This window comes from Micromonospora sp. NPDC005087, from assembly GCF_042872965.1.
Lineage (GTDB): Bacteria > Actinomycetota > Actinomycetes > Mycobacteriales > Micromonosporaceae > Micromonospora.
Window position 1 is genome coordinate 128,021 of the sequence record NZ_JBIALB010000003.1, and the last position, 19,813, is coordinate 147,833.

Consider the following 19,813-nt stretch of genomic DNA (forward strand, 5'->3'; position numbering starts at 1 on the left):
AACTCCATTCCCGTTCCCAGGAGGTCGGCATGACCCAGCACAGTCGCGACCTGTCGCGCCGTCGGTTGCTTTTCGGTGGGGCCGCCGTCGGCGCCGCCACCCTGCTCACCGCCTGCACCAGTAACGAGACCCCGGCGGCGAGCACGCAGACCAAGGCCGCCGGTGACGGCGCCGGCAACAACGCCCCGGGCAAGAAGGTCGTCATCGGCTTCTCCGCCCCGGCCGCCGACCACGGCTGGATGGGCGCGATCCACGCCAACGCCAAGGCGCAGGCCGCCGCGTACTCCGACGTCGAGCTCAAGGAGGTCGACGGCGGGACGACGTCGGAGGCGCAGCGCTCCACGCTCGGCACGCTGATCGCACAGAAGCCGGACATCATCGTCGTGCTGCCGCACGACGGCAAGGAGGTCAACGCGGTCGCTCTCCAGGCGATGCAGGCGGGCATCCCGATCGTCAACCTCGACCGGGTCTTCCCCGACGCGCTGGCGTCGCGGCTGGTCATCAAGGGCGACAACTACGGCATGGGCGTGTCCGCCGGGCACTTCATCGGCAAGCAGCTCAAGGACAAGGGCGTCACCAACCCGGTCATCGGTGAGATCGCCGGTCTGGAGATCCCGCTGACCGTCGAGCGCAGCGCGGGCTTCACGGCGGCCCTGGCCACCTACGGCTTCAAGGTGAACAACCGCCGTTCGGCCGAGTTCACCTCGGACAGCGGCCAGCGCGAGGCGGCTCAGCTGCTCCAGGCGCTGCCCAAGATCGACGCGATCTGGAACCACGACGACGACCAGGGCATCGGTGTCCTTGCCGCCATCAAGCAGGCCAACCGCTCCGAGTTCTTCATGGTCGGCGGCGCGGGCTCGAAGCTTGCGATCGACGCGATCAAGGCCGACAACAGCGTGCTCAAGGCGACGGTCACCTACAACCCGTCGATGGCCTCGTCGGCGATCTCGCTCGCCCGGCTCATCGCGCAGGGCCGGGGCCTGGGCGACTTCACCGAGCTGCAGGTGCCCAAGGAAGTGACCCTCGCCTCGGAGACGATCACCAAGGAGAACGCGAGCAGCTACGAGAAGCTCGGGTTCTGACACACGGGGGGAGACCCACCTTGTCCACGACAGACAGAGAACTGCGGGTCGGCATGGTCGGCTACGCGTTCATGGGCGCCGCGCACTCGCAGGCGTGGCGCACCGTGAACCGCGTGTACGACCTGCCGGCGCGGGCCCGGATGGCGCTGATCTGCGGCCGGGACACCGGGAAGGTGGCGGACGCCGCCGACCGGCTCGGTTGGGACGCGTACACCACGGACTGGCGTGACCTGATCAGCCGGGACGACATCGACGTGGTCGACGTCTGCACCCCGGGTGACAGCCACGCTGAGATCGCCCTCGCCGCGTTGGCCGCCGGCAAGCACGTGCTGTGCGAGAAGCCGTTGGCCAACACGGTGGCCGAGGCGCGGGCGATGGCCGCCGCGGCGGACACCGCCCGGGCAGCCGGGGTGCGGTCGATGTGCGGGTTCAACTACCGCCGGGTTCCCGCGGTCACGATGATGCGCCAGCTCGTCGCCGACGGACGACTCGGGGTGATTCGACACGTCCGAGCGACGTACCTGCAGGACTGGATCGTGGACCCGCAGTTCCCGCTGGTGTGGCGGTTGCAGAAGGACAGGGCGGGCTCCGGGGCGCTCGGCGACATCGGCGCGCACATCATTGATCTGACCCAGTTCGTCACCGGCCAACGGATCACCGGTGTCAGCGCGGTCACCGAGACCTTCGTCAAGGAGCGGCCGTTGCCGGCCGGGTCCAGCGGGTTGGCGGCCTCGGTGGACGGCGGCGGGTCGGCCGACGGCAACGCCTCGGCCACCGGTGCGGTCACCGTCGACGACGCCGCGGTCTTCGTGGCCCGGCTCGACGGTGGCGCGTTGGCCACGTACGAGGCGAGCCGGTTCGCCACCGGCCGCAAGAACGCCCTGCGTGTCGAGATCAACGGCTCGCTGGGCACCGTGGTCTTCGACCTGGAACGCCTCAACGAGCTGGAGTTCTACGACGCCACCCGGCCCAGCGTGGAACAGGGTTTCAGCCGCATCCTGGTGACCGAGGGGGAGCACCCGTACATGTCGGCGTGGTGGCCGCCCGGCCACATCATCGGCTACGAGCACTCCTTCACCCACCAGATGCGCGACTTCATCGAGGCGGTCGCCACCGGCGTCGACCCGGCTCCCTCCTTCGCCGACGCGTTGCAGGTCCAGCTCGTGCTGGACGCGGTGACCCGTTCGGCGGAGATCGGCTCCTCGTGGACCGAGGTGCAACCGGCGCTGGCCGCGGTGGCCGTCTGACCTCTGACCATCCGCGATGGTGGTGTTCGCGCCGCCATCGCCCGACCGGCTTTCCGGAGTCGACCGGCGAGGGACCGGCCGCGGTTTGCGCCCCGCGGCCGGGACGAGGTCGGCACCGGAGGGCGTGCAGCCGGGCCGTACGGCCCGGTGGCGCACGAGCAGGACGGTCGTCCGGTGCGTCCGGACCGGGATTCCCCGGCCGCACCGGAGGACCGCCACCACCCCCGGCGATCCGGAGGACCTGATGGCACCGCCCGCCGCTGCCCCCACCCGTACCGCTTCCGCTCGCCGACGTCCGGCGGGCCGTACACCGGTCGACGATCCGGTGGGCACGGCGGCCTGAGACGTCCGGTCGGGGCACGCCGACGCCCCGGTCGGCCGGATGCGGGGGAGGCAGGGTCGAGACGCCGACCGACCCTGCCTACCAGCCCCGTCTGCCCGCACCCGTGCCGGAAGCCGGCCCGGCGTCGTCGCCGCCGACGCCGATGTCGGGATCCGGTGCCATCCCGGTGCGGGGCGGGCGGGCGGGGCCCATTCACCCAGGGCGTATCTTTTCGAGAAATATTCTGATATTCCTATATTTAGCTACACCGAGGGTTCCTCCTGAACGGGAAGGAGCACCATGCGTACGGGTGTCTGGTTGGTGGGTGCGCGCGGTTCCGTCGCGACCACCAGCATCGTCGGAGGGCTCGCGCTGCGAGCCGGCCTGGCCGGGCCGACCGGCTGCGTCACCGAGCTGCCGGAGCTGCGCGGCCCCGCCCTGCCGTCCTTCGCCGATCTGGTCTTCGGCGGGCACGACCTCGCCACCACCCCACTGTGCAAGCGGGCCGAGGCGCTGGCCGACAGCGGTGTCGTCCCCGGACGGCTGGTCGCCGCGCTCCCGGACGAGCTGGCCACCGTCGAGCGGGAGCTGCGCCCCGCGCCGGTCGGCGCCACCCAGGCCGACCGGGCCGCCGCCGTGGTGCGCGACCTCACCGCCTTCCGTGAGCGGCACGCACTGGACCGGGTGGTGGTCGTCAACGTCTCGGCCACCGAACCGGCTCCCGCACCGCATCCCGGGCACGCCGATCCGGAGGCGCTGCGCGTCGCCCTCACCGGCCCCGACGAGGTGCTGCCGTCCAGCTCCCTGTACGCGTACGCGGCGCTGCTGGCCGGCTGCCCGTACGTCGACTTCACCCCGTCCACCGGGCTGCGGCTGCCGGCGCTGACCGCGCTGGCCGAGCAGGTCCGGCTGCCGTACGCGGGGCACGACGGCAAGACCGGGGAGACCCTGGTCAAGTCGGTGCTCGCGCCGATGTTCGCGATGCGGAACCTGGCCGTGCGCTCCTGGTCCGGGGTCAACCTGCTCGGCGGCGGCGACGGCGCCACCCTCGCCGACCCGGCCGCCAACGCGGCCAAGGTGCAGAGCAAGCAGCGGGTGCTCGGCGAGACGCTGGGTTACCTGCCCCAGGGCGGCACGCGGATCGAGTACGTCGAGGACCTGGGCGACTTCAAGACCGCCTGGGATCTGATCACCTTCGCCGGCTTCCTCGGCACCGGGATGCGCATGGAGTTCACCTGGCACGGCTGCGACTCGGCGCTGGCCGCGCCGCTGGTGCTCGACCTGGCCCGGCTCACCGCCGCCGCGCACGCCGCCGGGCGCGTCGGGCCGCTGGCCGAGCTGGGCTTCTTCTTCAAGGATCCGCTCGGCACACCGACCCACTCGCTGGCCGAGCAGTGGACCCGGCTGGTCGACTTCACCCGCCAGTTGCACGCCGGCCGGGACGGTGCCCATGACCACGCTGGCTGACCTCGCCGAGCTGGTCCGGGCGCCGGCGGCGCTCTCGGTCCCCGGCGACGTGGTCGCCGGCGCGGCGGCGGCTGGCACGCTGGACCGACGTACCCCCGCCCTGGCCGGCGCCTCGGTGCTGCTCTACTGGGCCGGCATGGCCGCCAACGACTGGGCCGATCGGCGGTTGGACGCCGTCGAGCGGCCCGAGCGACCCATCCCCAGCGGTCGCGTCGCCCCGGCCGCCGCGGTCGGTCTCGCGGCCGGCCTCACCGCCGCCGGCCTGGGCCTGGCCGCCGCCGTGGGCGGTCGCCGCGCCGCCGCGCTCGCCGTGCCGCTGGCGGCCAGCATCTGGGGGTACGACCTGCTGGCCAAGAACACCGCCGCCGGGCCCGCCGTGATGGCCGCCTGTCGAGGGCTGGACGTGCTGCTCGGCGCGTCCGGCGGTCGGCTGACCCGGGCGCTGCCGGCGGCGGCGACCGTCGCCGCGCACACCTGGACGGTCACCGCGCTGTCCCGCCGCGAGGTCACCGGGGCCGACGCCGCGCTGCCACTGCGTACGCTGGCCGGCACCGCCCTGGTCGCCGCCAGCGCCGCCGCACCCGCCGGCCGGGCCCGGTCGGTCGGGCTCGTCGCCGCGCTGCCCGCGATACTGTCCGGCTGGTACGCCGCCCGCTACGGCGCGGCCCAGGCCCAGGTGGTCCGGGACCCGTCGGCCGGGCGGGTACGCGCCGCGGTCGGCGCCGGGATCACCGGACTGCCCGCCCTGCAGGGAGCGCTCACCGCGCGCGGCGGTGCCAGCCTGCTCGGGCTGGCCGTCGCCGCGGCGGCACCGCTGGGCCGGCGGCTGGCCCGGAAGGTCTCCCCGACATGACCGCCCCCCAGCCGCGCACCGCGCCGCCGGCCGCCGACGCTCGGACGCTGCGCCTCGGGTACGGCACCAACGGCTTCGCCAACCACCGGCTCGACGACGCGCTGGCCGTCCTCGCCGACCTCGGCTACGTCGGGGTGGCGCTGACGCTCGACCACGACCACCTTGACCCGTTCGCGCCCGGTCTCACCCGCCGGGTCGCGGCGGTGGGCCGGCGGCTGAACGCGCTGGGCCTCGCGGTGGTGATCGAGACCGGAGCCCGCTACCTGCTCGACCCGTGGCACAAGCACGCACCGACGCTGCTGCACGACGACCCGACCCGGCGGGTCGAGTTCCTGCGCCGGGCCGTCCGGATCGGCGCCGACCTGGGCGCGGAGGCGGTCTCCTTCTGGGCCGGCGTCCGGCCCGACGCGGTGCCGGCGCAGACCGCCTGGGACCGGCTGGTGGCCGGCTGCGCCACCGTGGTCGACGCCGCCGACGCCGCCGGTGTCACCCTCGGCTTCGAACCGGAGCCGGGGATGCTGGTCGAGGACATCGCCGGCTGGCGTCGGTTGCGCGCGGCACTCGGTGAGCCGGGCCGCTTCGGCATCACCCTCGACATCGGGCACTGCCGCTGCCTGGAGCCGTGGCCGGTGCCGCAGTGCGTTGCCGAGGTGGCCGCGCACCTGGTCAACGTGCAGATCGACGACATGCGCCGAGGCGTGCACGAGCACCTGGAGTTCGGCGGCGGCGAGATCGACTTCCCGCCGGTGCTGACGGCCCTGGCGCAGGCCGGCTACCGCGGGTTGGTCGCCGTCGAGCTGCCCCGGGACTCGCACGCCGCGCCCGCCGTGGCCGCCCGGTCGATCGAGTTCCTGCGCGCCGCCGCCACGACGGCGGCGGCCCGGAGCACCACCGCGATCGTGACGGCGACCGGCCGGCGCAGCGAGGACGAGGTGCCCACGGGCGCCCTTCGCTCTGCTTCAACGGACGCACCAGCGGCCGTCCGATATCCGGACAGTGGCCGTCGCGTGGAGTGAAGCAGAGCAAGGGGCGCGCCTGGGGTGCCTGCGGAGCAGCACGAGGGAGGAGACGGGATGACACCGGATTCACTACAGGCCGCACTGCGGGGCGTACCCGATCCCGACTGGCTGGAGACGGCGCTGCGCCGGGTCGCGGCCGAGCCCGGCGCGATCAGCCGGCTCTTCCCGGCCACCGGCCGGCGCTGCGGCCGAGCCGCACTGCCCGACGCACCCGGCTGGACGGCCGACGACGCGGCCCGGGTGCTGTTGCTCACCGCCGCGCCCGCTGACCACGCCCAGCTCGCCGACACGCTCTACCGGAACGGCGACGCGGCCGAGCGGCGGGCGGTGCTGCGCGCCCTGCCGCTGCTGCCGATCGGGGCCGCCGGGGTGCCGCTGCTGCACGACGCCATCCGGACCAACGACACCCGGCTCGTCGCCGCCGCGCTCGGCCCGTACGCGCGGCACCTCGACCCGGCGGCCTGGCGGCAGGCGGTCCTCAAGTGCGTGTTCACCGGCGTGCCGCTGGCCGTCGTGGCCGACCTGGACGCCCGCGCCGACGGTGAGCTGGCCGCGATGCTGGCCGCGCTGGCCGCCGAGCGGCACGCCGCCGGCCGGGAGATGCCCGCCGACGCCACCGACCTGCTCGACCGGCTCACCGCGCACAGCGGAGGGACCGGCACCGTCGACAGTCCCACCCCCACGGAGGCGTGATGCGCATCTTCGACCCGCACATCCACATGACCTCACGCACCACGGACGACTACGAACGGATGGCCGCCGCCGGCGTCCGGGCCGTGGTGGAGCCGGCGTTCTGGCTGGGCCAACCCCGCACCAGCGCCGCCTCGTTCGCCGACTACTTCGACTCCCTGATCGGCTGGGAGCCGTTCCGCGCCGGGCAGTTCGGGGTGCGGCACCACGCCACCGTGGCGCTGAACCCCAAGGAGGCGAACGACCCGCGCTGCCGGCCGGTGCTCGACCTGCTGCCGCGCTACCTGGACAAGGACGCGGTGGTCGCGGTCGGCGAGATCGGGTACGACTCGATGACCCCGGAGGAGGACGACGCGTTCGCCGCGCAGCTCGCGCTGGCCGTGGCGTACGACCTGCCGGCGCTGGTGCACACCCCGCACCGGGACAAGGCCCGCGGCGTCGAGCGGACCCTCGCCGTGGTCACCGAGTCCGGCATCGAGCCGGGCCGGGTGGTGATCGACCACCTGAACGAGGTGACCGTCAAACTGGTCCGGGACACCGGCTGCTGGCTGGGCTTCTCCATCTATCCGGACACCAAGATGTCTCCGCCGCGGATGGTGGAGCTGCTGCGGGAGTACGGCACGGAACGAATGCTGGTCAACTCGGCCGCCGACTGGGGGCGCTCGGACCCGCTGCTGACCCGGGCCACCGGCGAGGCGATGCTGCTGGCCGGGTTCACCGACGACGACGTCGACCAGGTGCTGTGGCGCAACCCGGTGCAGTTCTACGGGCAGTCCGGCCGGCTCGACCTGACCGACCTGGAACTCGCGGCCGTGGACCCGGGGACCGGCAACTCGATCCTGCGCGGCGGCAGCTGATGCGGCTGCGGCACGCCGGCGGCGACACCGTGCACCTCGGCTACTGCACCAACGTGCACCCCGCCGAGGACCTCGCCGGCATCCTCGCCCAACTGGACACCTACGCCGTGCCGGTCCGCGCGGCGCTCGGCGGCGACCTGCTCGGCCTCGGCCTGTGGCTGGCCGCCCCGGTCGCCGCCGAGCTGGCCGCCGATCCGGCGCTGCGCCGCCGGCTGCGCGCCGAGCTGGACGCGCGTGGGCTGGAGGTGGTCACCCTCAACGGCTTCCCGTACGCGGCCTTCCAGGCGCCGGTGGTCAAGCACGACGTCTACCGGCCGGACTGGACCACCGAGCAGCGCCTGACGTACACCCTGGACCTGGCCCGGGTGCTCGCCGACCTGCTGCCCGACGACGCCGCCCGGGGCTCGATCTCCACCCTGCCGCTTGCCTGGCGGCAACCCTGGGACGACGAGCGGGCCGACGCCGCGCGGCGCCGCCTCGACCAGCTCGCCGCCGGCCTGGCCGCAGTGCAGAGCGAGACCGGCCGCCAGGTGCGGGTCGGCTTCGAACCCGAGCCGGGCTGCGTGGTGGAGAGCACCGGTCAGGCCGCCGCGCTGCTGTCCGGGATGGACACCGAACGGTTGGGCGTCTGCCTCGACCTGGCCCACCTCGCCTGCGCCTGGGAGGAGCCGGCCGCGGCACTGGACCGGCTGCGGACGGCCGGCCTGCCGGTGGTCAAGGTGCAGGTCTCCGCCGCAGTCGAGGCGGCCGACCCGGCCGGCGGCGCCGACGCGCTGCGCCGCTGGGTGGAGCCGCGCTTCCTGCACCAGACCCGGGGGGCGGGCTGCGCGGGCGGAGCCGACCCGGCCGACCCGGCGTACGCGGCCGACGACCTGGACGCGGCGCTCGACGCGGCGCTGCCCGGCCCGTGGCGGGTGCACTACCACGTGCCCCTGCACGCGCCACCCGAGGAACCGCTCGGCTCCACCCTGCCGGTGTTGCGCGCCGCGCTCGCCGCGCTCTACGCCGGCCCGGCGGCCGGCTGTGACCATCTCGACGTGGAGACGTACACCTGGGGGGTGCTGCCGGCCGCGCGGCGGCCCGGCACCGACGCGGAGCTGGCCGCCGGCATCGCCGCCGAGCTGGCCTTCGCCCGCGACGAGCTGGTCGGCCTGGGCCTGACCCCGGAGCTGACCAGGGCCAGGGCGGGGGTGCCGCGATGAGCCGGCGACTGGTGGTGCTCGACGTGGTCGGGTTGACCCCGCGACTGCTCGCGCACATGCCCCGGCTGCGGGGGATCGCCGACGGCGGCTTCCGGGCCGAGCTGGGCACCGTGCTGCCCGCGGTGACCTGCTCGGTGCAGTCCACCTTCCTCACCGGCGAGCCGCCGAGCGGGCACGGGATCGTCGGCAACGGGTGGTATTTCCGGGAGCTGGGTGAGGTGCTGCTGTGGCGGCAGCACAACGCGCTGGTCGGCGGGGAGAAGCTCTGGCAGGCGGCCCGGCGGGCCGAGCCCGGCTACACCGTCGCCAACGTCTGCTGGTGGTACGCGATGGGCGCCGACGTCGACTGGACGGTCACCCCGCGGCCCGTGTATTACGCCGACGGGCGCAAGGAACCGGACTGCTACACCGACCCGCCGGAACTGCACGACGCGCTCACCGGTCGGCTGGGCACCTTCCCGCTGTTCACCTACTGGGGGCCGACAGCCGGGCTGCCCTCGTCGCGGTGGATCTGCCGGGCGGCCGAGCAGATCCTGGCCGACGTGTCGCCCGACCTGACCCTGGTCTACGTCCCGCACCTGGACTACGACCTGCAACGGCACGGCCCGTCCTCCCCGCAGGCGGCGGCCGCGGCGGCGGAGCTGGACACGGTGCTCGGGCCGCTCCTGGACGCCGCCCGGGCCAGCGACGCGACCGTCGTGGTGCTCTCCGAGTACGGCATCACCGACGTGTCCCGACCGGTGGACGTCAACCGGCTGCTGCGCGCCGAGGGGCTGCTGCGGGTGCACACCCAGGCGGGCATGGAGTACCTCGACCCGTGGACGTCCCGGGCGTTCGCGGTCGCCGACCACCAGGTCGCGCACGTCTACGTACGGGACCCGGCCGACGTCCCTACGGTGGCGAAGCTCTGCGCCGGGCTGCCCGGGGTCGCCGAGGTGCTCGACGCCGAGGGCAAGGCCGCGCACGGGCTGGATCATCCACGCGCCGGTGAGCTGGTGCTGGTGGCCGAGCCAGACGCCTGGTTCACCTATTACTACTGGCTGGACGACGCCCGCGCGCCGGACTTCGCCCGGCTGGTGGAGATTCATCGGAAGCCGGGGTACGACCCGGCCGAGCTGTTCTTCGACCCGGCCGCGCCGGGGGCGGCGAAGCGTCGGGCGGGCGTCGCGCTGGCCCGCAAGAAGCTGGGCATGCGCTACCTGATGAGCGCGGTCGGCCTGGACGCCGGAGCCCGGGCGGTACGCGGCTCGCACGGCCGGTTGCCGACCGACCCGGCGGACGCGCCGGTGCTGCTCTGCTCCGACCCGGCCGCGGCCCGGGAGCGGATCGCCGCCACCGAGGTCAAGGAGCTGCTGCTGGAGCTGGCCGGGCTGACCCGCGGCGGTGGCGCCGACGCGGACGGGCCGGGGGAGGGGCCATGACCGTCACGGTCGCCCCCACCGACGCGAGCGGGCTGCGGGCGCGCTTCGACGCGGAGCTGGCCGGGTTCCTCGACCGGCAGGGCCCGGACTGGCCGGACGGCGCGCCACGCGGCGTGTTCACCGCGTTGCACCGGTTCGTGCTGGCTGGCGGAAAGCGGCTACGCCCGCTCTTCTGCTATTGGGGTTGGCGCGGCGCCGGGGCGCCCGATGGCACCCCGATCGTGGTGGCCGCCGCGGCACTCGAGCTGTTCCACGCGTTCGCGTTGATCCACGACGACATCCTGGACGGCAGCGACCGTCGCCGGGGCGAGCCGTCGGTGCACCGGCTCTTCGCCGACCTGCACGCCCGCTCGTCCTGGCGCGGTGACCCCGAGGCGTACGGGCGCAACACGGCGCTGCTCTGTGGGGACCTCTGCGCGGCCTGGTCGGACCAAATGTTCCACGAGTGCGGCCTGAGCACCGAGCAGGTGCACCGGGGGTACGGGGTGTTCGCGTTGATGCGGACCGAGGTGATCGCGGGGGAATACCTGGACCTGGTGTCCGGGGTGGGCGACGGCTCGGTGGCCAGCGCGCTCACCGTGATCCGGATGAAGGCCGCCCGGTACACGGTGACCCGGCCGCTGCAGATCGGCGCGGCGCTCGCCGGCGCGGGGCCGGAGCTGCTCGCCGCGCTCGGCGAGTTCGGTGACCCGCTGGGCGACGCGTTCCAGCTCCGCGACGACGTGCTGGGCGTCTTCGGCGATCCGGCGGTCACCGGCAAGTCGGTCCTCGACGACCTGCGGGAGGGCAAGCCGACGGTGATGATGGCGCTGGCCCGTAGCGCCGCTGATCGGCCGCAGACCGCCCGGCTGCGGGAGTTGTTCGGCAATCCGGCGTTGGACGCCGACGGCGCGGCGGAGCTGCGCGGGATCATCGAGGCGACCGGCGCCCGAGAGCGCATCGAGCAGATGATCCGGGTCCGGACCGAGGCCGCGCTGGCCGCGTTGGAGAGCGCGGCGGTGGCCGAGGAGGCCCGTTCCGCGCTGGTCGCGCTGGCCGCGCAGGCGATCGACCGCCGCGCCTGACCCGCCGGCGCGCGCCGGACACCGTTCCCCGGACATCGCCCGCGGCGTCTGGGGAATGGCGCTTCCTGCCGACTTTCGATCGTATCGACGAAAGTTCACGCCGATCCACCGGAAGGTATAGACACATCGACACATCGCGATTTAGTGTCGTGGCCAACACGACAATGTTTCGTCGAGGTGAACCGGCGGCGCGGTAACCCATCGGCATCCCCACCACCGCTACGGCATCCGGCGCGACGGCGCGCGCCCGGCCTGGCAGTCATTCGTCAGGAAGGGACAGCACATCATGTCCATCAAGGACGTACCCATCCACCGGTCCCGACGATGGTTCTCCACCGGATCGGCCCTGCTCCTGGTGGTCGCCGCCGGCACGGTGGCGCTCGGCGTCGGCCCGGCCGCGCTCGGTGGCCCGACCCCCGCCCAGGCCCACCCCATCAACGCCACGGACTTTCAGCAGGTCGAGCTGGCCCGCGGCGTGGCCGACATGGGTGAACCGATGTCGCTGGCCGTGCTGCCGGACCGCTCGGTCCTGCACACCGCCCGCAACGGCACGCTGCGTCGCACCGACGCCAACGGCACCACCTCGGTGATCGGCACCCTGCCGGTCTACACCCACGACGAGGAGGGCCTGCAGGGCGTCGGAGTCGACCCCAACTTCGCCAGCAACCGGCAGATCTTCCTCTACTACGCCCCGCCGCTCTCCACCCCCGGCGGCGACGCGCCGGCCACCGGCACCGACTTCTCGGCCTGGAACGGCGTCAACCGGCTCTCCCGGTTCACCCTCAACTCCGACTTCACACTCAACCAGGCGAGCAAGGTCGACGTGCTCGACGTCCCGGCCAACCGCGGCCTGTGCTGCCACGTCGGTGGGGACATCGACTTCGACGCCGCCGGCAACCTCTACCTGTCCACCGGCGACGACACCAACCCGTTCGAGTCCGCCGGCTACGCGCCGCTGGACGAGCGGACCAACCGCAACCCGGCGTACGACGCCCAGCGCAGCGCGGGCAACACCAACGACCTGCGCGGCAAGATCCTGCGGATCAAGGTGAACGCCAACGGCACGTACTCCATCCCGTCGGGCAACCTGTTCGCGCCCGGCACGGCCAGGACCCGGCCGGAGATCTACGCGATGGGGTTCCGCAACCCGTTCCGGATCAGCGTGGACAAGGCCACCGGTGTCGTCTACGTCGGTGACTACGGGCCGGACGCCGGCTCCACCAGCTCCACCCGCGGCCCGTCCGGCCAGGTGGAGTTCAACCGGGTCGCCGCGCCGGGCAACTACGGCTGGCCGTACTGCACCGGCACCAACACCTCCACCGAGACGTACAACGAGTGGGACTTCGCCACCAACACCGGCGGGGCGAAGTACAACTGCACCGGCGGGCCGACCAACAACTCGTTCCGCAACACCGGCCTGCCCACCCTGCCGCCGGCCCAGCCGGCCTGGATCCGGTACGCGGGCGACGCCGGCACCCCGCCCGAGTTCGGCGGCGGCTCCGAGTCGCCGATGGGCGGCCCGGTCTACCGCTACAACGCCTCGTCCACCTCGACGACGAAGTTCCCGCAGTCGTTCGACGGGCAGTTCTTCGCCACCGAGTTCGGCCGCGGTTGGATCAAGCCGATCCACGTCAACGCGGACGGCTCCCGGGGCACCATCGACAGTTTCCCCTGGGTGGGCAAGCAGGTGATGGACTCGGCGTTCGGCCCGGACGGCGCGTACTACGTGCTCGACTACGGCACCGGCTACTTCAACGGTGACGCCAACTCCGCGCTCTACCGCTTCGACTACGTGGCCGGCGGCAACCGGGCGCCCAACGCCACGGCCAGCGCCAACCGGACCTCCGGGGCGGCGCCGCTGGCGGTGACGTTCTCCTCGGCCGGCTCCTCGGACCCGGAGGGCGGCGCGCTGACGTACTCGTGGAACTTCGGTGACGGCACCAGCTCCACGGCGGCCAACCCGTCCAAGACCTATACCGCCAACGGCACCTACACCGCGACGCTGACCGTGCGGGACCCGCAGGGCGCCACCGGCACCGCCAGCGTGGTGATCAACGTGGGCAACACCGCGCCCACGGTGACCATCAACAACCCCGGCAACGGGCAGCTGTTCAGCTTCGGCGACACGGTGCCGTTCAGCATCACCGTGACCGACCCGGAGGACGGCACGATCGACTGCACGAAGGTCAAGATGACCTACGTCCTCGGGCACGACCAGCACGGTCACCAGATCACCTCGAAGACCGGCTGCTCCGGATCGATCACCATCCCGGTCGACGGTGAGCACGACGACGCGGCGAACATCTTCGCCATCTTCGACGCCGAGTACACCGACGCCGGTGGGCTGACCACGCACACCCAGCACACGCTGCCCCCGCGGCACCGGCAGGCCGAGTTCTTCGGCACCTCGTCCGGGATCAACGTGTTCAGCAAGACCCCGGCCGAGGGTGGCAAGACCGTCGGCGACATCAACAACGGCGACTGGATCGCGTTCCAGCCGTACCGGTTGGGCAACGTGACGTCGTTCAGCGCCCGGGTCTCCTCGGCCGGTGCCGGCGGCACAATCCAGGTGCGGGCCGGCTCGGCCACCGGCACGGTGCTCGGTTGGGCCACGGTGCCGGTCACCGGAGGCTGGGAGACCTTCACGACGGTGACGGGGGCGATCACCAACCCGCCGACCGGCACCACGACGCTCTACCTGACCTTCGCCGGGTCGGGCACCGGCGCGCTCTACGACGTGGACGCGTTCACCCTCACCACCGGTACCCCCTCCGGCGGAGGCGGCGCGATCAAGGGCCTGGCCGGTAAGTGCCTGGACGTGCGCAACGCCGCCACCGCCGACGGCACGCAGATCCAGATCTACACCTGCAACGGCAGCGCGGCGCAGACCTGGACGGTCACGCCGAACTCGACGATCAGGGCGTTGGGCAAGTGCCTCGACGTCTCGGGTGGGGGTTCGGCCGACGGCACCAAGATCCAGCTCTGGACCTGCAACGGGACCGGCGCGCAGAACTGGGCCGCGCAGGCCGACGGCACGGTCCGCAACGTCCAGTCCGGCAAGTGCCTCGACGTCTCGGGAAACAACTCGGCGGACAGCACCGCCGTGCACCTCTGGACCTGCACCGCCGCCGCGAACCAGAAGTGGACCCTGCCCTGAGTTGAAAGGAAGGGCCCCTTGTTAACGCCTAGTGTTGTACAAGGGGCCCCTCCTAACCGTTCTTAGGAGAGCGATATGCGCAGACTCCTGCGACCCATCCTCGGCGCGGCCACCGCCGTCCTCGCCGTCCTCGCCTGTACGACCCCGGCCACCCCGGCCAGCGCCGCCGACGCCCCCTACGACGTGCTGGTCTTCTCCAAGACGGCCGGCTTCCGGCACGACGCGATCCCGGTCGGCATCCAGACCATCCGCGACCTGGGCGCGGGGAACAGCTTCACCGTCACCGCCACCGAGGACGCCGCCGCCTTCACCACCGCCAACCTCAACCAGTACGAGGCGGTCGTCTTCCTCAACACCACCGGCGACGTGCTCAACGCCAGCCAGCAGACGGCCTTCGAGTCGTACATCGGCTCCGGCCGGGGGTACGTGGGCGTGCACGCCGCCGCCGACACCGAGTACGACTGGCCGTTCTACGGCAACCTGGTCGGGGCGTGGTTCGCCTCGCACCCGGCCATCCAGCAGGCCAACGTCAAGGTCGAGGACCGGGGGCACGCGGCGACCGCGCACCTGCCGCAGACGTGGACCCGCACCGACGAGTGGTACAACTACCGGACCAACGCCCGGTCCACGGCCCACGTGCTGGCCACCCTGGACGAGTCGTCGTACTCCGGTGGCGGGATGGGCGCCGACCACCCGCACTCCTGGTGCAAGAGCTACAGCGGCGGCCGGTCGTTCTACACCGGCGGTGGGCACACCCAGGCGTCGTACGCCGAGCCGGCGTTCCGGGCGCACCTGCTCGGCGGCATCCGGTACGCGGCCGGTCGCAGCAAGGCGGACTGCCGGCCCGAGACCGGCTACACCCCGCTCTACAACGGCTCGACCCGCGGCTGGTCGCAGGCCGGTCCGGGCAACTTCACCAACTCCGACGCCACCCTCACCTCGGTGGGCGGGATGGGGTTGTTCTGGTACAACGCCAAGCAGTTCACCAACTACTCGCTGAAGCTGGACTGGAAGCTGGCCGGCGACGACAACTCCGGCGTGTTCATCGGCTTCCCGCCCTCCAGTGACCCCTGGTCGGCGGTGGACAACGGCTACGAGATCCAGATCGACGCCACCGATGCGGCGGACCGCACCACCGGGTCGGTCTACACCTTCAAGTCCGCCGACATCGCCGCCCGTGACGCGGCGCTGAACGCGCCGGGGGAGTGGAACACCTACGAGCTGCTGGTCGAGGGTGAGCGGTTGCAGATCTTCCTCAACGGCGTGAAGATCAACGACTTCACCAACACGAACCCGGTTCGTTCGCTGGCCGGGCACATCGGCATCCAGAACCATGGCACCGGCGACGACGCCTCGTTCCGCAACATCCGGATCAAGGAGCTGGGCACCACGCCGCCGCCGACGGGGAACACCACCGTCCAGGCGGAGGCGTTCAGCTCGGCCAACGGGGTCACCCCGTTCACCAAGGCGGGCGCCAACGGTGGCCAGACCATCGGCTACATCGACCCGGGTGACTGGGCCGCGTACAACGGTGTGAACCTGACCGGGGTCACCTCGTTCACGTCCCGGGTCGTCTCGGGCGGCGCGGGCGGCACCATCCAGGTGCGTACCGGTTCGGCCACCGGCCCGGTGCTCGGCTCGGTCGCGGTGCCGAACACCGGCAGCTGGACCACCTTCGCCAACGTCACCACCGCGCTGTCCGGTGTCCCGTCCGGCGCCCAGAACCTCTACCTCACCTTCACCGGTAGCGGCACCGGGCTCTTCGACGTGGATGACTTCACCCTGGTCAGGGGCGGCGGTGGCGGCACGCCGGGAGTCGGCCCGATCAAGGGCCTGGTCGGCAAGTGCCTGGACGTGCGCAACAGCGGCACCGCCGACGGCACCCAGATCCAGATCTACACCTGCAACGGCAGTACGGCGCAGACCTGGACCGTGACGCCGAACTCGACGGTCAAGGCGCTCGGCAAGTGCCTGGACGTGTCCGGCAACGGCACCGCCGATGGCACCAAGATCCAGCTCTGGACCTGCAACGGCACCGGGGCGCAGAACTGGGCGGCCCAGGCCGACGGCAGCCTGCGCAACACGTCGTCGAGCAAGTGCCTCGACGTCTCCGGGAACAACTCCGCGGACAGCACCGTCGTGCACCTCTGGACCTGCAACGGCGCGGCTAACCAGAAGTGGACGCTGCCCTGATCCGCTGAGCCTGGAGGGCCGCCGGTCACGGCTGACGGTCCCTCCGGGCCACCCGCCCCAGCGCAGACCATGCCCGGCCGAGTGTGCCCCGCCCGGCCGGGCATGGTCTGTCTGCTTGCCGGCGCTACCGGCCGGAGTGGCAGCGAGACTCCTGGGAGGCATGCACACCAATCATTCGCGCCCCGCCGCCTGCGAGGCCACGGACCGACTCGCAGTTGACTGCCGTACCTTGACGAGCATGGGGCGTTTCACGCGGTGGCGCCGGATGGTGCGGGCGCACGGGCACCGGCTGCTGCACCGGGCCGAGGAGCCCGATTCGTCGACCGGGCCGGCGCCCAGCCTGAACCGCCTCGACGCGCTGGTGGAGGGCTTCGCCGCGGGTCAGCCGGTGCGCTGGACCCTGGCCGGGCCGCCCCGGCCGCTGCCCGGCGCGGTCGACGCGGCGGCGTACCGGATCATCGAGGAGTCGCTGACCAACGCGCGCCGGCACGCACCGGGCGCACCGGTCGCGGTCCGGCTGCGCTACGACGCCACGGGCATCACCATCGAGGTACGCGACGAAGGCGCTGGTGCCGCGCCGACGGGCGGGGGCGCCGGGCGCGGTCTGATCACACTGCGTCGGCGCGCCGAGCGGATCGGCGGCACCTTCTCCGCCGGCCCGCGCGCCGGAGGCGGCTTCGTCGTCCGGGCTGTCCTGCCAGCTCCCGAGGAGGTGGCCGAGTGACGATCCGGCGGCGGGGCTTTCGCGAAGGGGCCCGGCGGAAATAGGGTGGGAGCGGCGACCGTGACGGTGGCCGGTGACCCGGTGGGAGGCGCAACCCGCCGGGCTCAGGTGCGCTCCGCACCCACCGGTGTCCCGTCCCGCTGCCGCGTACCGGTCTGACCGGTCACCCTCGCCCCGGTCCGCACACGGAATCCCCATCACAACAGGGGAGAAGGACAATGGCGCGACCCATCACGCTCTTCACCGGCCAGTGGGCCGACCTGCCGTTCGAGGAGGTCTGCCGGCTCGCCTCCGAGTGGGGCTATAACGGTCTGGAGATCGCCTGCTGGGGCGACCACTTCGAGGTCGACAAGGCGCTCGCCGACGACTCGTACGTCGATCGCAAGCGGGAGACGCTCGCGAAGCACAACCTCGAGGTCTTCGCGATCTCCAACCACCTCGTCGGTCAGGCGGTCTGCGACCACCCGATCGACGAGCGGCACCAGGACATCCTGCCCGGCCGGATCTGGGGTGACGGGGAGCCCGAGGGCGTCCGCCAGCGGGCCGCCGAGGAGATCAAGGACACGGCGCGGGCGGCGGCGAAGCTCGGGGTGAAGACGGTCGTCGGCTTCACCGGCTCGTCGATCTGGCACACCCTGGCGATGTTCCCACCGGTGCCGCCAGCGATGATCGAGCGCGGCTACCAGGACTTCGCCGACCGGTGGAACCCGATCCTCGACGTGTTCGACGAGGTGGGGGTGCGGTTCGCGCACGAGGTGCACCCCAGCGAGATCGCGTACGACTACTGGACGACGAAGCGCACGCTGGAGGCGATCGGCAACCGGCCCGCGTTCGGGTTGAACTGGGACCCGTCGCACTTCGTCTGGCAGGAGCTGGACCCGGTGAACTTCATCTTCGACTTCGCCGACCGGATCTACCACGTGGACTGCAAGGACGCCAAGGTGCGTACCGGGGACGGCCGGCGCGGCCGGCTCGCCTCGCACCTGCCCTGGGCGGACCTGCGCCGGGGCTGGGACTTCGTCTCCACGGGGCACGGGGACGTGCCCTGGGAGGACTGCTTCCGGGCGTTGAACGCGATCGGCTACACCGGCCCGATCTCGATCGAGTGGGAGGACGCCGGGATGGACCGGCTGGTCGGTGCCCCGGAGGCGTTGCAGTTCGTCCGCCGGCTCGCCTTCGACGCCCCGTCGGCCGCCTTCGACGCGGCCTTCAGCAGCAAGGACTGACCCGCCGGTACCGGGGGCCGACCGCCGGTCGGCCCCCGGTCAGCCGGTGGCGAAGACGTGCTCGCTGGCCAGCCGCGCCGCACCCACCACCCCGGCCCGGCCGGCCAGGTCGGACAGGACGATCGGCATGGTGCCGGTGGCGAGCGGCGCCGACCGGCGGTAGACCACGGCGCGGATCTCGGCGAGCAGGATGTGCCCGAGCCCGTCCGCCGCACCCCCGATGACGACGATGCCGGGGTTGAAGAAGCTCACCAGGCCGACCAGCAACCGACCGAGGCGGCGGGCGGCGTCCCGCACCACCGTCTGCGCGACCGGGTCGCCGGCTGTCGCCGCCCCGGCGACGTCGCGCACGGTGAGGGTGCCCGCCTCGGCGAGCCGGGCGGCCAGCGCGTCGGACCGGCCGGTCCGAGCGGTGGCGAGCGCCGCCTGGACCAGCCCCGCGTCGCCGCAGTACGCCTCCAGGCATCCGCTGTCGCCACAAGCGCAGGCCGGCCCACCCTCGCCGAGCGCCAGGTGCCCGATGTCGCCCGCGCTGCTGGTCGAACCCCGGTAGAGGCTCCCGCCGAGGATCAGGCCGCAGCCGATGGCGGTGCCCAACTTGAGGTAGAGGAAGTCGTCGAAGGTCCGGCCGACCCCCGCGTGCTGCTCGCCGAGGGCCATCACGTTGGCGTCGTTGTCGACCAGCACGGGGCAGCCCAGCTCGGCGGCGAACGCGTCGCGTACTCCGAAGCGCTGCCAGCCCGGCAGGACCGGCGGCACGGCCGTCCCCGCGTCGACGCCGACCGGCCCGGGCAGGCCGACACCGACCCCGGTGAGCTGGGACACGCCCAGCTCGGCGCGGAGCTTCCCGACCAGTTCGACGGCCCGCCCGACCACCGGTTCCGGCCCGGTGCGGACGTCCGCCGGCTCGTCGACCTCGGCGAGCACGTTCAGCTCGCCGTCGGTCACCGCCACGGTGATCCGGTCGGGGGCGACGACCACGCCGGCGAAGCGCACCCCGCCGGCGAGGCGCAGGAGTGCGGAGCGGCGTCCGCCGCGCGACGCCGCCGGCCCGGCGGTCTCCACCAGGCCCCGCTCGACGAGCCGGTCCAGCTCCGCGGTCAGCGTCGTCCGGGACAGGCCCAGCAGGTCGCCCAGCTCCACCCGGGACCGGGGACCGTCGTCGCGCAGCAGCCGGACCAGCCGGGACTGGTGCCTGTTCTCGGGCCTGACGAGCACCATCGCCACCACCTCCGGCCGGAGTCTCGCATGGCGGTGTTTCGGCCGCATGGCGCGAGGGGCCGCATCCG

15 protein-coding genes are annotated in these 19,813 nt (G+C 72.8%); 14 read left to right on the forward strand and 1 reads right to left on the reverse strand.

Annotation, left to right across the window (positions count from 1 at the left end):
- Positions 1-29: 29 nt before the first annotated feature.
- The 14 genes from ACFYPS_RS08815 (at position 30) to ACFYPS_RS08880 (ending at position 18,524) form a co-directional block, all read left to right on the forward strand.
- On the forward strand, positions 30-1,082 hold the full coding sequence (locus ACFYPS_RS08815; protein ID WP_354965540.1) for a substrate-binding domain-containing protein: 1,053 nt from the start codon (positions 30-32) through the stop codon (positions 1,080-1,082).
- A gap of 53 nt (positions 1,083-1,135) precedes the next feature.
- Positions 1,136-2,329, forward strand: a complete 1,194-nt coding sequence (locus ACFYPS_RS08820; RefSeq protein WP_387323973.1) for a Gfo/Idh/MocA family protein — start codon at positions 1,136-1,138, stop codon at positions 2,327-2,329.
- Between the two features lie 622 nt (positions 2,330-2,951).
- Positions 2,952-4,118, forward strand: coding sequence for an inositol-3-phosphate synthase (locus ACFYPS_RS08825; protein ID WP_354965538.1), 1,167 nt, complete (start codon positions 2,952-2,954; stop codon positions 4,116-4,118).
- Entirely contained in the window at positions 4,102-4,971 is an 870-nt protein-coding gene (locus tag ACFYPS_RS08830; RefSeq protein WP_354965537.1) for an SCO3242 family prenyltransferase, read from the forward strand. The genes ACFYPS_RS08825 and ACFYPS_RS08830 overlap by 17 nt, the downstream gene beginning before the upstream one ends.
- The gene (locus ACFYPS_RS08835; RefSeq protein ID WP_354965536.1) at positions 4,968-5,987 is read left to right on the forward strand and encodes a sugar phosphate isomerase/epimerase family protein; all 1,020 of its coding nucleotides are present in this window, start codon (positions 4,968-4,970) and stop codon (positions 5,985-5,987) included. Before ACFYPS_RS08830 ends, ACFYPS_RS08835 begins: the two co-directional genes overlap by 4 nt.
- Positions 5,988-6,044: 57 nt before the next feature.
- The gene (locus ACFYPS_RS08840; RefSeq protein WP_354965535.1) at positions 6,045-6,683 is read left to right on the forward strand and encodes an EboA domain-containing protein; all 639 of its coding nucleotides are present in this window, start codon (positions 6,045-6,047) and stop codon (positions 6,681-6,683) included.
- Complete coding sequence (locus ACFYPS_RS08845) at positions 6,683-7,537, forward strand: TatD family hydrolase (RefSeq protein ID WP_354965534.1); 855 nt, start codon at positions 6,683-6,685, stop codon at positions 7,535-7,537. Before ACFYPS_RS08840 ends, ACFYPS_RS08845 begins: the two co-directional genes overlap by 1 nt.
- Positions 7,537-8,739, forward strand: coding sequence for a metabolite traffic protein EboE (gene eboE / locus ACFYPS_RS08850; RefSeq protein WP_354965533.1), 1,203 nt, complete (start codon positions 7,537-7,539; stop codon positions 8,737-8,739). Before ACFYPS_RS08845 ends, eboE begins: the two co-directional genes overlap by 1 nt.
- Positions 8,736-10,160, forward strand: coding sequence for a nucleotide pyrophosphatase/phosphodiesterase family protein (locus tag ACFYPS_RS08855; RefSeq protein ID WP_354965532.1), 1,425 nt, complete (start codon positions 8,736-8,738; stop codon positions 10,158-10,160). The genes eboE and ACFYPS_RS08855 overlap by 4 nt, the downstream gene beginning before the upstream one ends.
- Positions 10,157-11,224 carry a polyprenyl synthetase family protein gene (locus ACFYPS_RS08860; RefSeq protein WP_354965531.1) on the forward strand — a complete coding sequence of 356 codons (1,068 nt, stop codon included), beginning with the start codon at positions 10,157-10,159 and terminating at the stop codon, positions 11,222-11,224. The genes ACFYPS_RS08855 and ACFYPS_RS08860 overlap by 4 nt, the downstream gene beginning before the upstream one ends.
- A 286-nt stretch (positions 11,225-11,510) precedes the next feature.
- Positions 11,511-14,381, forward strand: a complete 2,871-nt coding sequence (locus ACFYPS_RS08865) for a PQQ-dependent sugar dehydrogenase (RefSeq protein WP_354965530.1) — start codon at positions 11,511-11,513, stop codon at positions 14,379-14,381.
- Between the two features lie 75 nt (positions 14,382-14,456).
- Positions 14,457-16,574 carry a ThuA domain-containing protein gene (locus ACFYPS_RS08870; protein ID WP_354965529.1) on the forward strand — a complete coding sequence of 706 codons (2,118 nt, stop codon included), beginning with the start codon at positions 14,457-14,459 and terminating at the stop codon, positions 16,572-16,574.
- Positions 16,575-16,812: 238 nt separating this feature from the next.
- Entirely contained in the window at positions 16,813-17,298 is a 486-nt protein-coding gene (locus ACFYPS_RS08875) for an ATP-binding protein (protein WP_354965528.1), read from the forward strand.
- Positions 17,299-17,516: 218 nt separating this feature from the next.
- Positions 17,517-18,524 carry a sugar phosphate isomerase/epimerase family protein gene (locus ACFYPS_RS08880; protein WP_354965527.1) on the forward strand — a complete coding sequence of 336 codons (1,008 nt, stop codon included), beginning with the start codon at positions 17,517-17,519 and terminating at the stop codon, positions 18,522-18,524.
- A gap of 39 nt (positions 18,525-18,563) precedes the next feature.
- Here ACFYPS_RS08880 and ACFYPS_RS08885 read toward each other — a convergent pair whose 3' ends face one another.
- The gene (locus ACFYPS_RS08885) at positions 18,564-19,745 is read right to left on the reverse strand and encodes an ROK family transcriptional regulator (RefSeq protein WP_354965526.1); all 1,182 of its coding nucleotides are present in this window, start codon (positions 19,743-19,745) and stop codon (positions 18,564-18,566) included.
- Positions 19,746-19,813 lie beyond the last annotated feature (68 nt).

Bases quoted from the DNA above. Each gene is read 5' to 3' on its own strand.
- ACFYPS_RS08815 (WP_354965540.1), top strand. From the start codon at position 30: ATGACCCAGCACAGTCGCGACCTGTCGCGCCGTCGGTTGCTTTTCGGT.
- ACFYPS_RS08820 (WP_387323973.1), top strand. From the start codon at position 1,136: ATGGTCGGCTACGCGTTCATGGGCGCCGCGCACTCGCAGGCGTGGCGC.
- ACFYPS_RS08825 (WP_354965538.1), top strand. From the start codon at position 2,952: ATGCGTACGGGTGTCTGGTTGGTGGGTGCGCGCGGTTCCGTCGCGACC.
- ACFYPS_RS08830 (WP_354965537.1), top strand. From the start codon at position 4,102: ATGACCACGCTGGCTGACCTCGCCGAGCTGGTCCGGGCGCCGGCGGCG.
- ACFYPS_RS08835 (WP_354965536.1), top strand. From the start codon at position 4,968: ATGACCGCCCCCCAGCCGCGCACCGCGCCGCCGGCCGCCGACGCTCGG.
- ACFYPS_RS08840 (WP_354965535.1), top strand. From the start codon at position 6,045: ATGACACCGGATTCACTACAGGCCGCACTGCGGGGCGTACCCGATCCC.
- ACFYPS_RS08845 (WP_354965534.1), top strand. From the start codon at position 6,683: ATGCGCATCTTCGACCCGCACATCCACATGACCTCACGCACCACGGAC.
- eboE (WP_354965533.1), top strand. From the start codon at position 7,537: ATGCGGCTGCGGCACGCCGGCGGCGACACCGTGCACCTCGGCTACTGC.
- ACFYPS_RS08855 (WP_354965532.1), top strand. From the start codon at position 8,736: ATGAGCCGGCGACTGGTGGTGCTCGACGTGGTCGGGTTGACCCCGCGA.
- ACFYPS_RS08860 (WP_354965531.1), top strand. From the start codon at position 10,157: ATGACCGTCACGGTCGCCCCCACCGACGCGAGCGGGCTGCGGGCGCGC.
- ACFYPS_RS08865 (WP_354965530.1), top strand. From the start codon at position 11,511: ATGTCCATCAAGGACGTACCCATCCACCGGTCCCGACGATGGTTCTCC.
- ACFYPS_RS08870 (WP_354965529.1), top strand. From the start codon at position 14,457: ATGCGCAGACTCCTGCGACCCATCCTCGGCGCGGCCACCGCCGTCCTC.
- ACFYPS_RS08875 (WP_354965528.1), top strand. From the start codon at position 16,813: ATGGGGCGTTTCACGCGGTGGCGCCGGATGGTGCGGGCGCACGGGCAC.
- ACFYPS_RS08880 (WP_354965527.1), top strand. From the start codon at position 17,517: ATGGCGCGACCCATCACGCTCTTCACCGGCCAGTGGGCCGACCTGCCG.
- ACFYPS_RS08885 (WP_354965526.1), bottom strand. From the start codon at position 19,745: ATGGTGCTCGTCAGGCCCGAGAACAGGCACCAGTCCCGGCTGGTCCGG.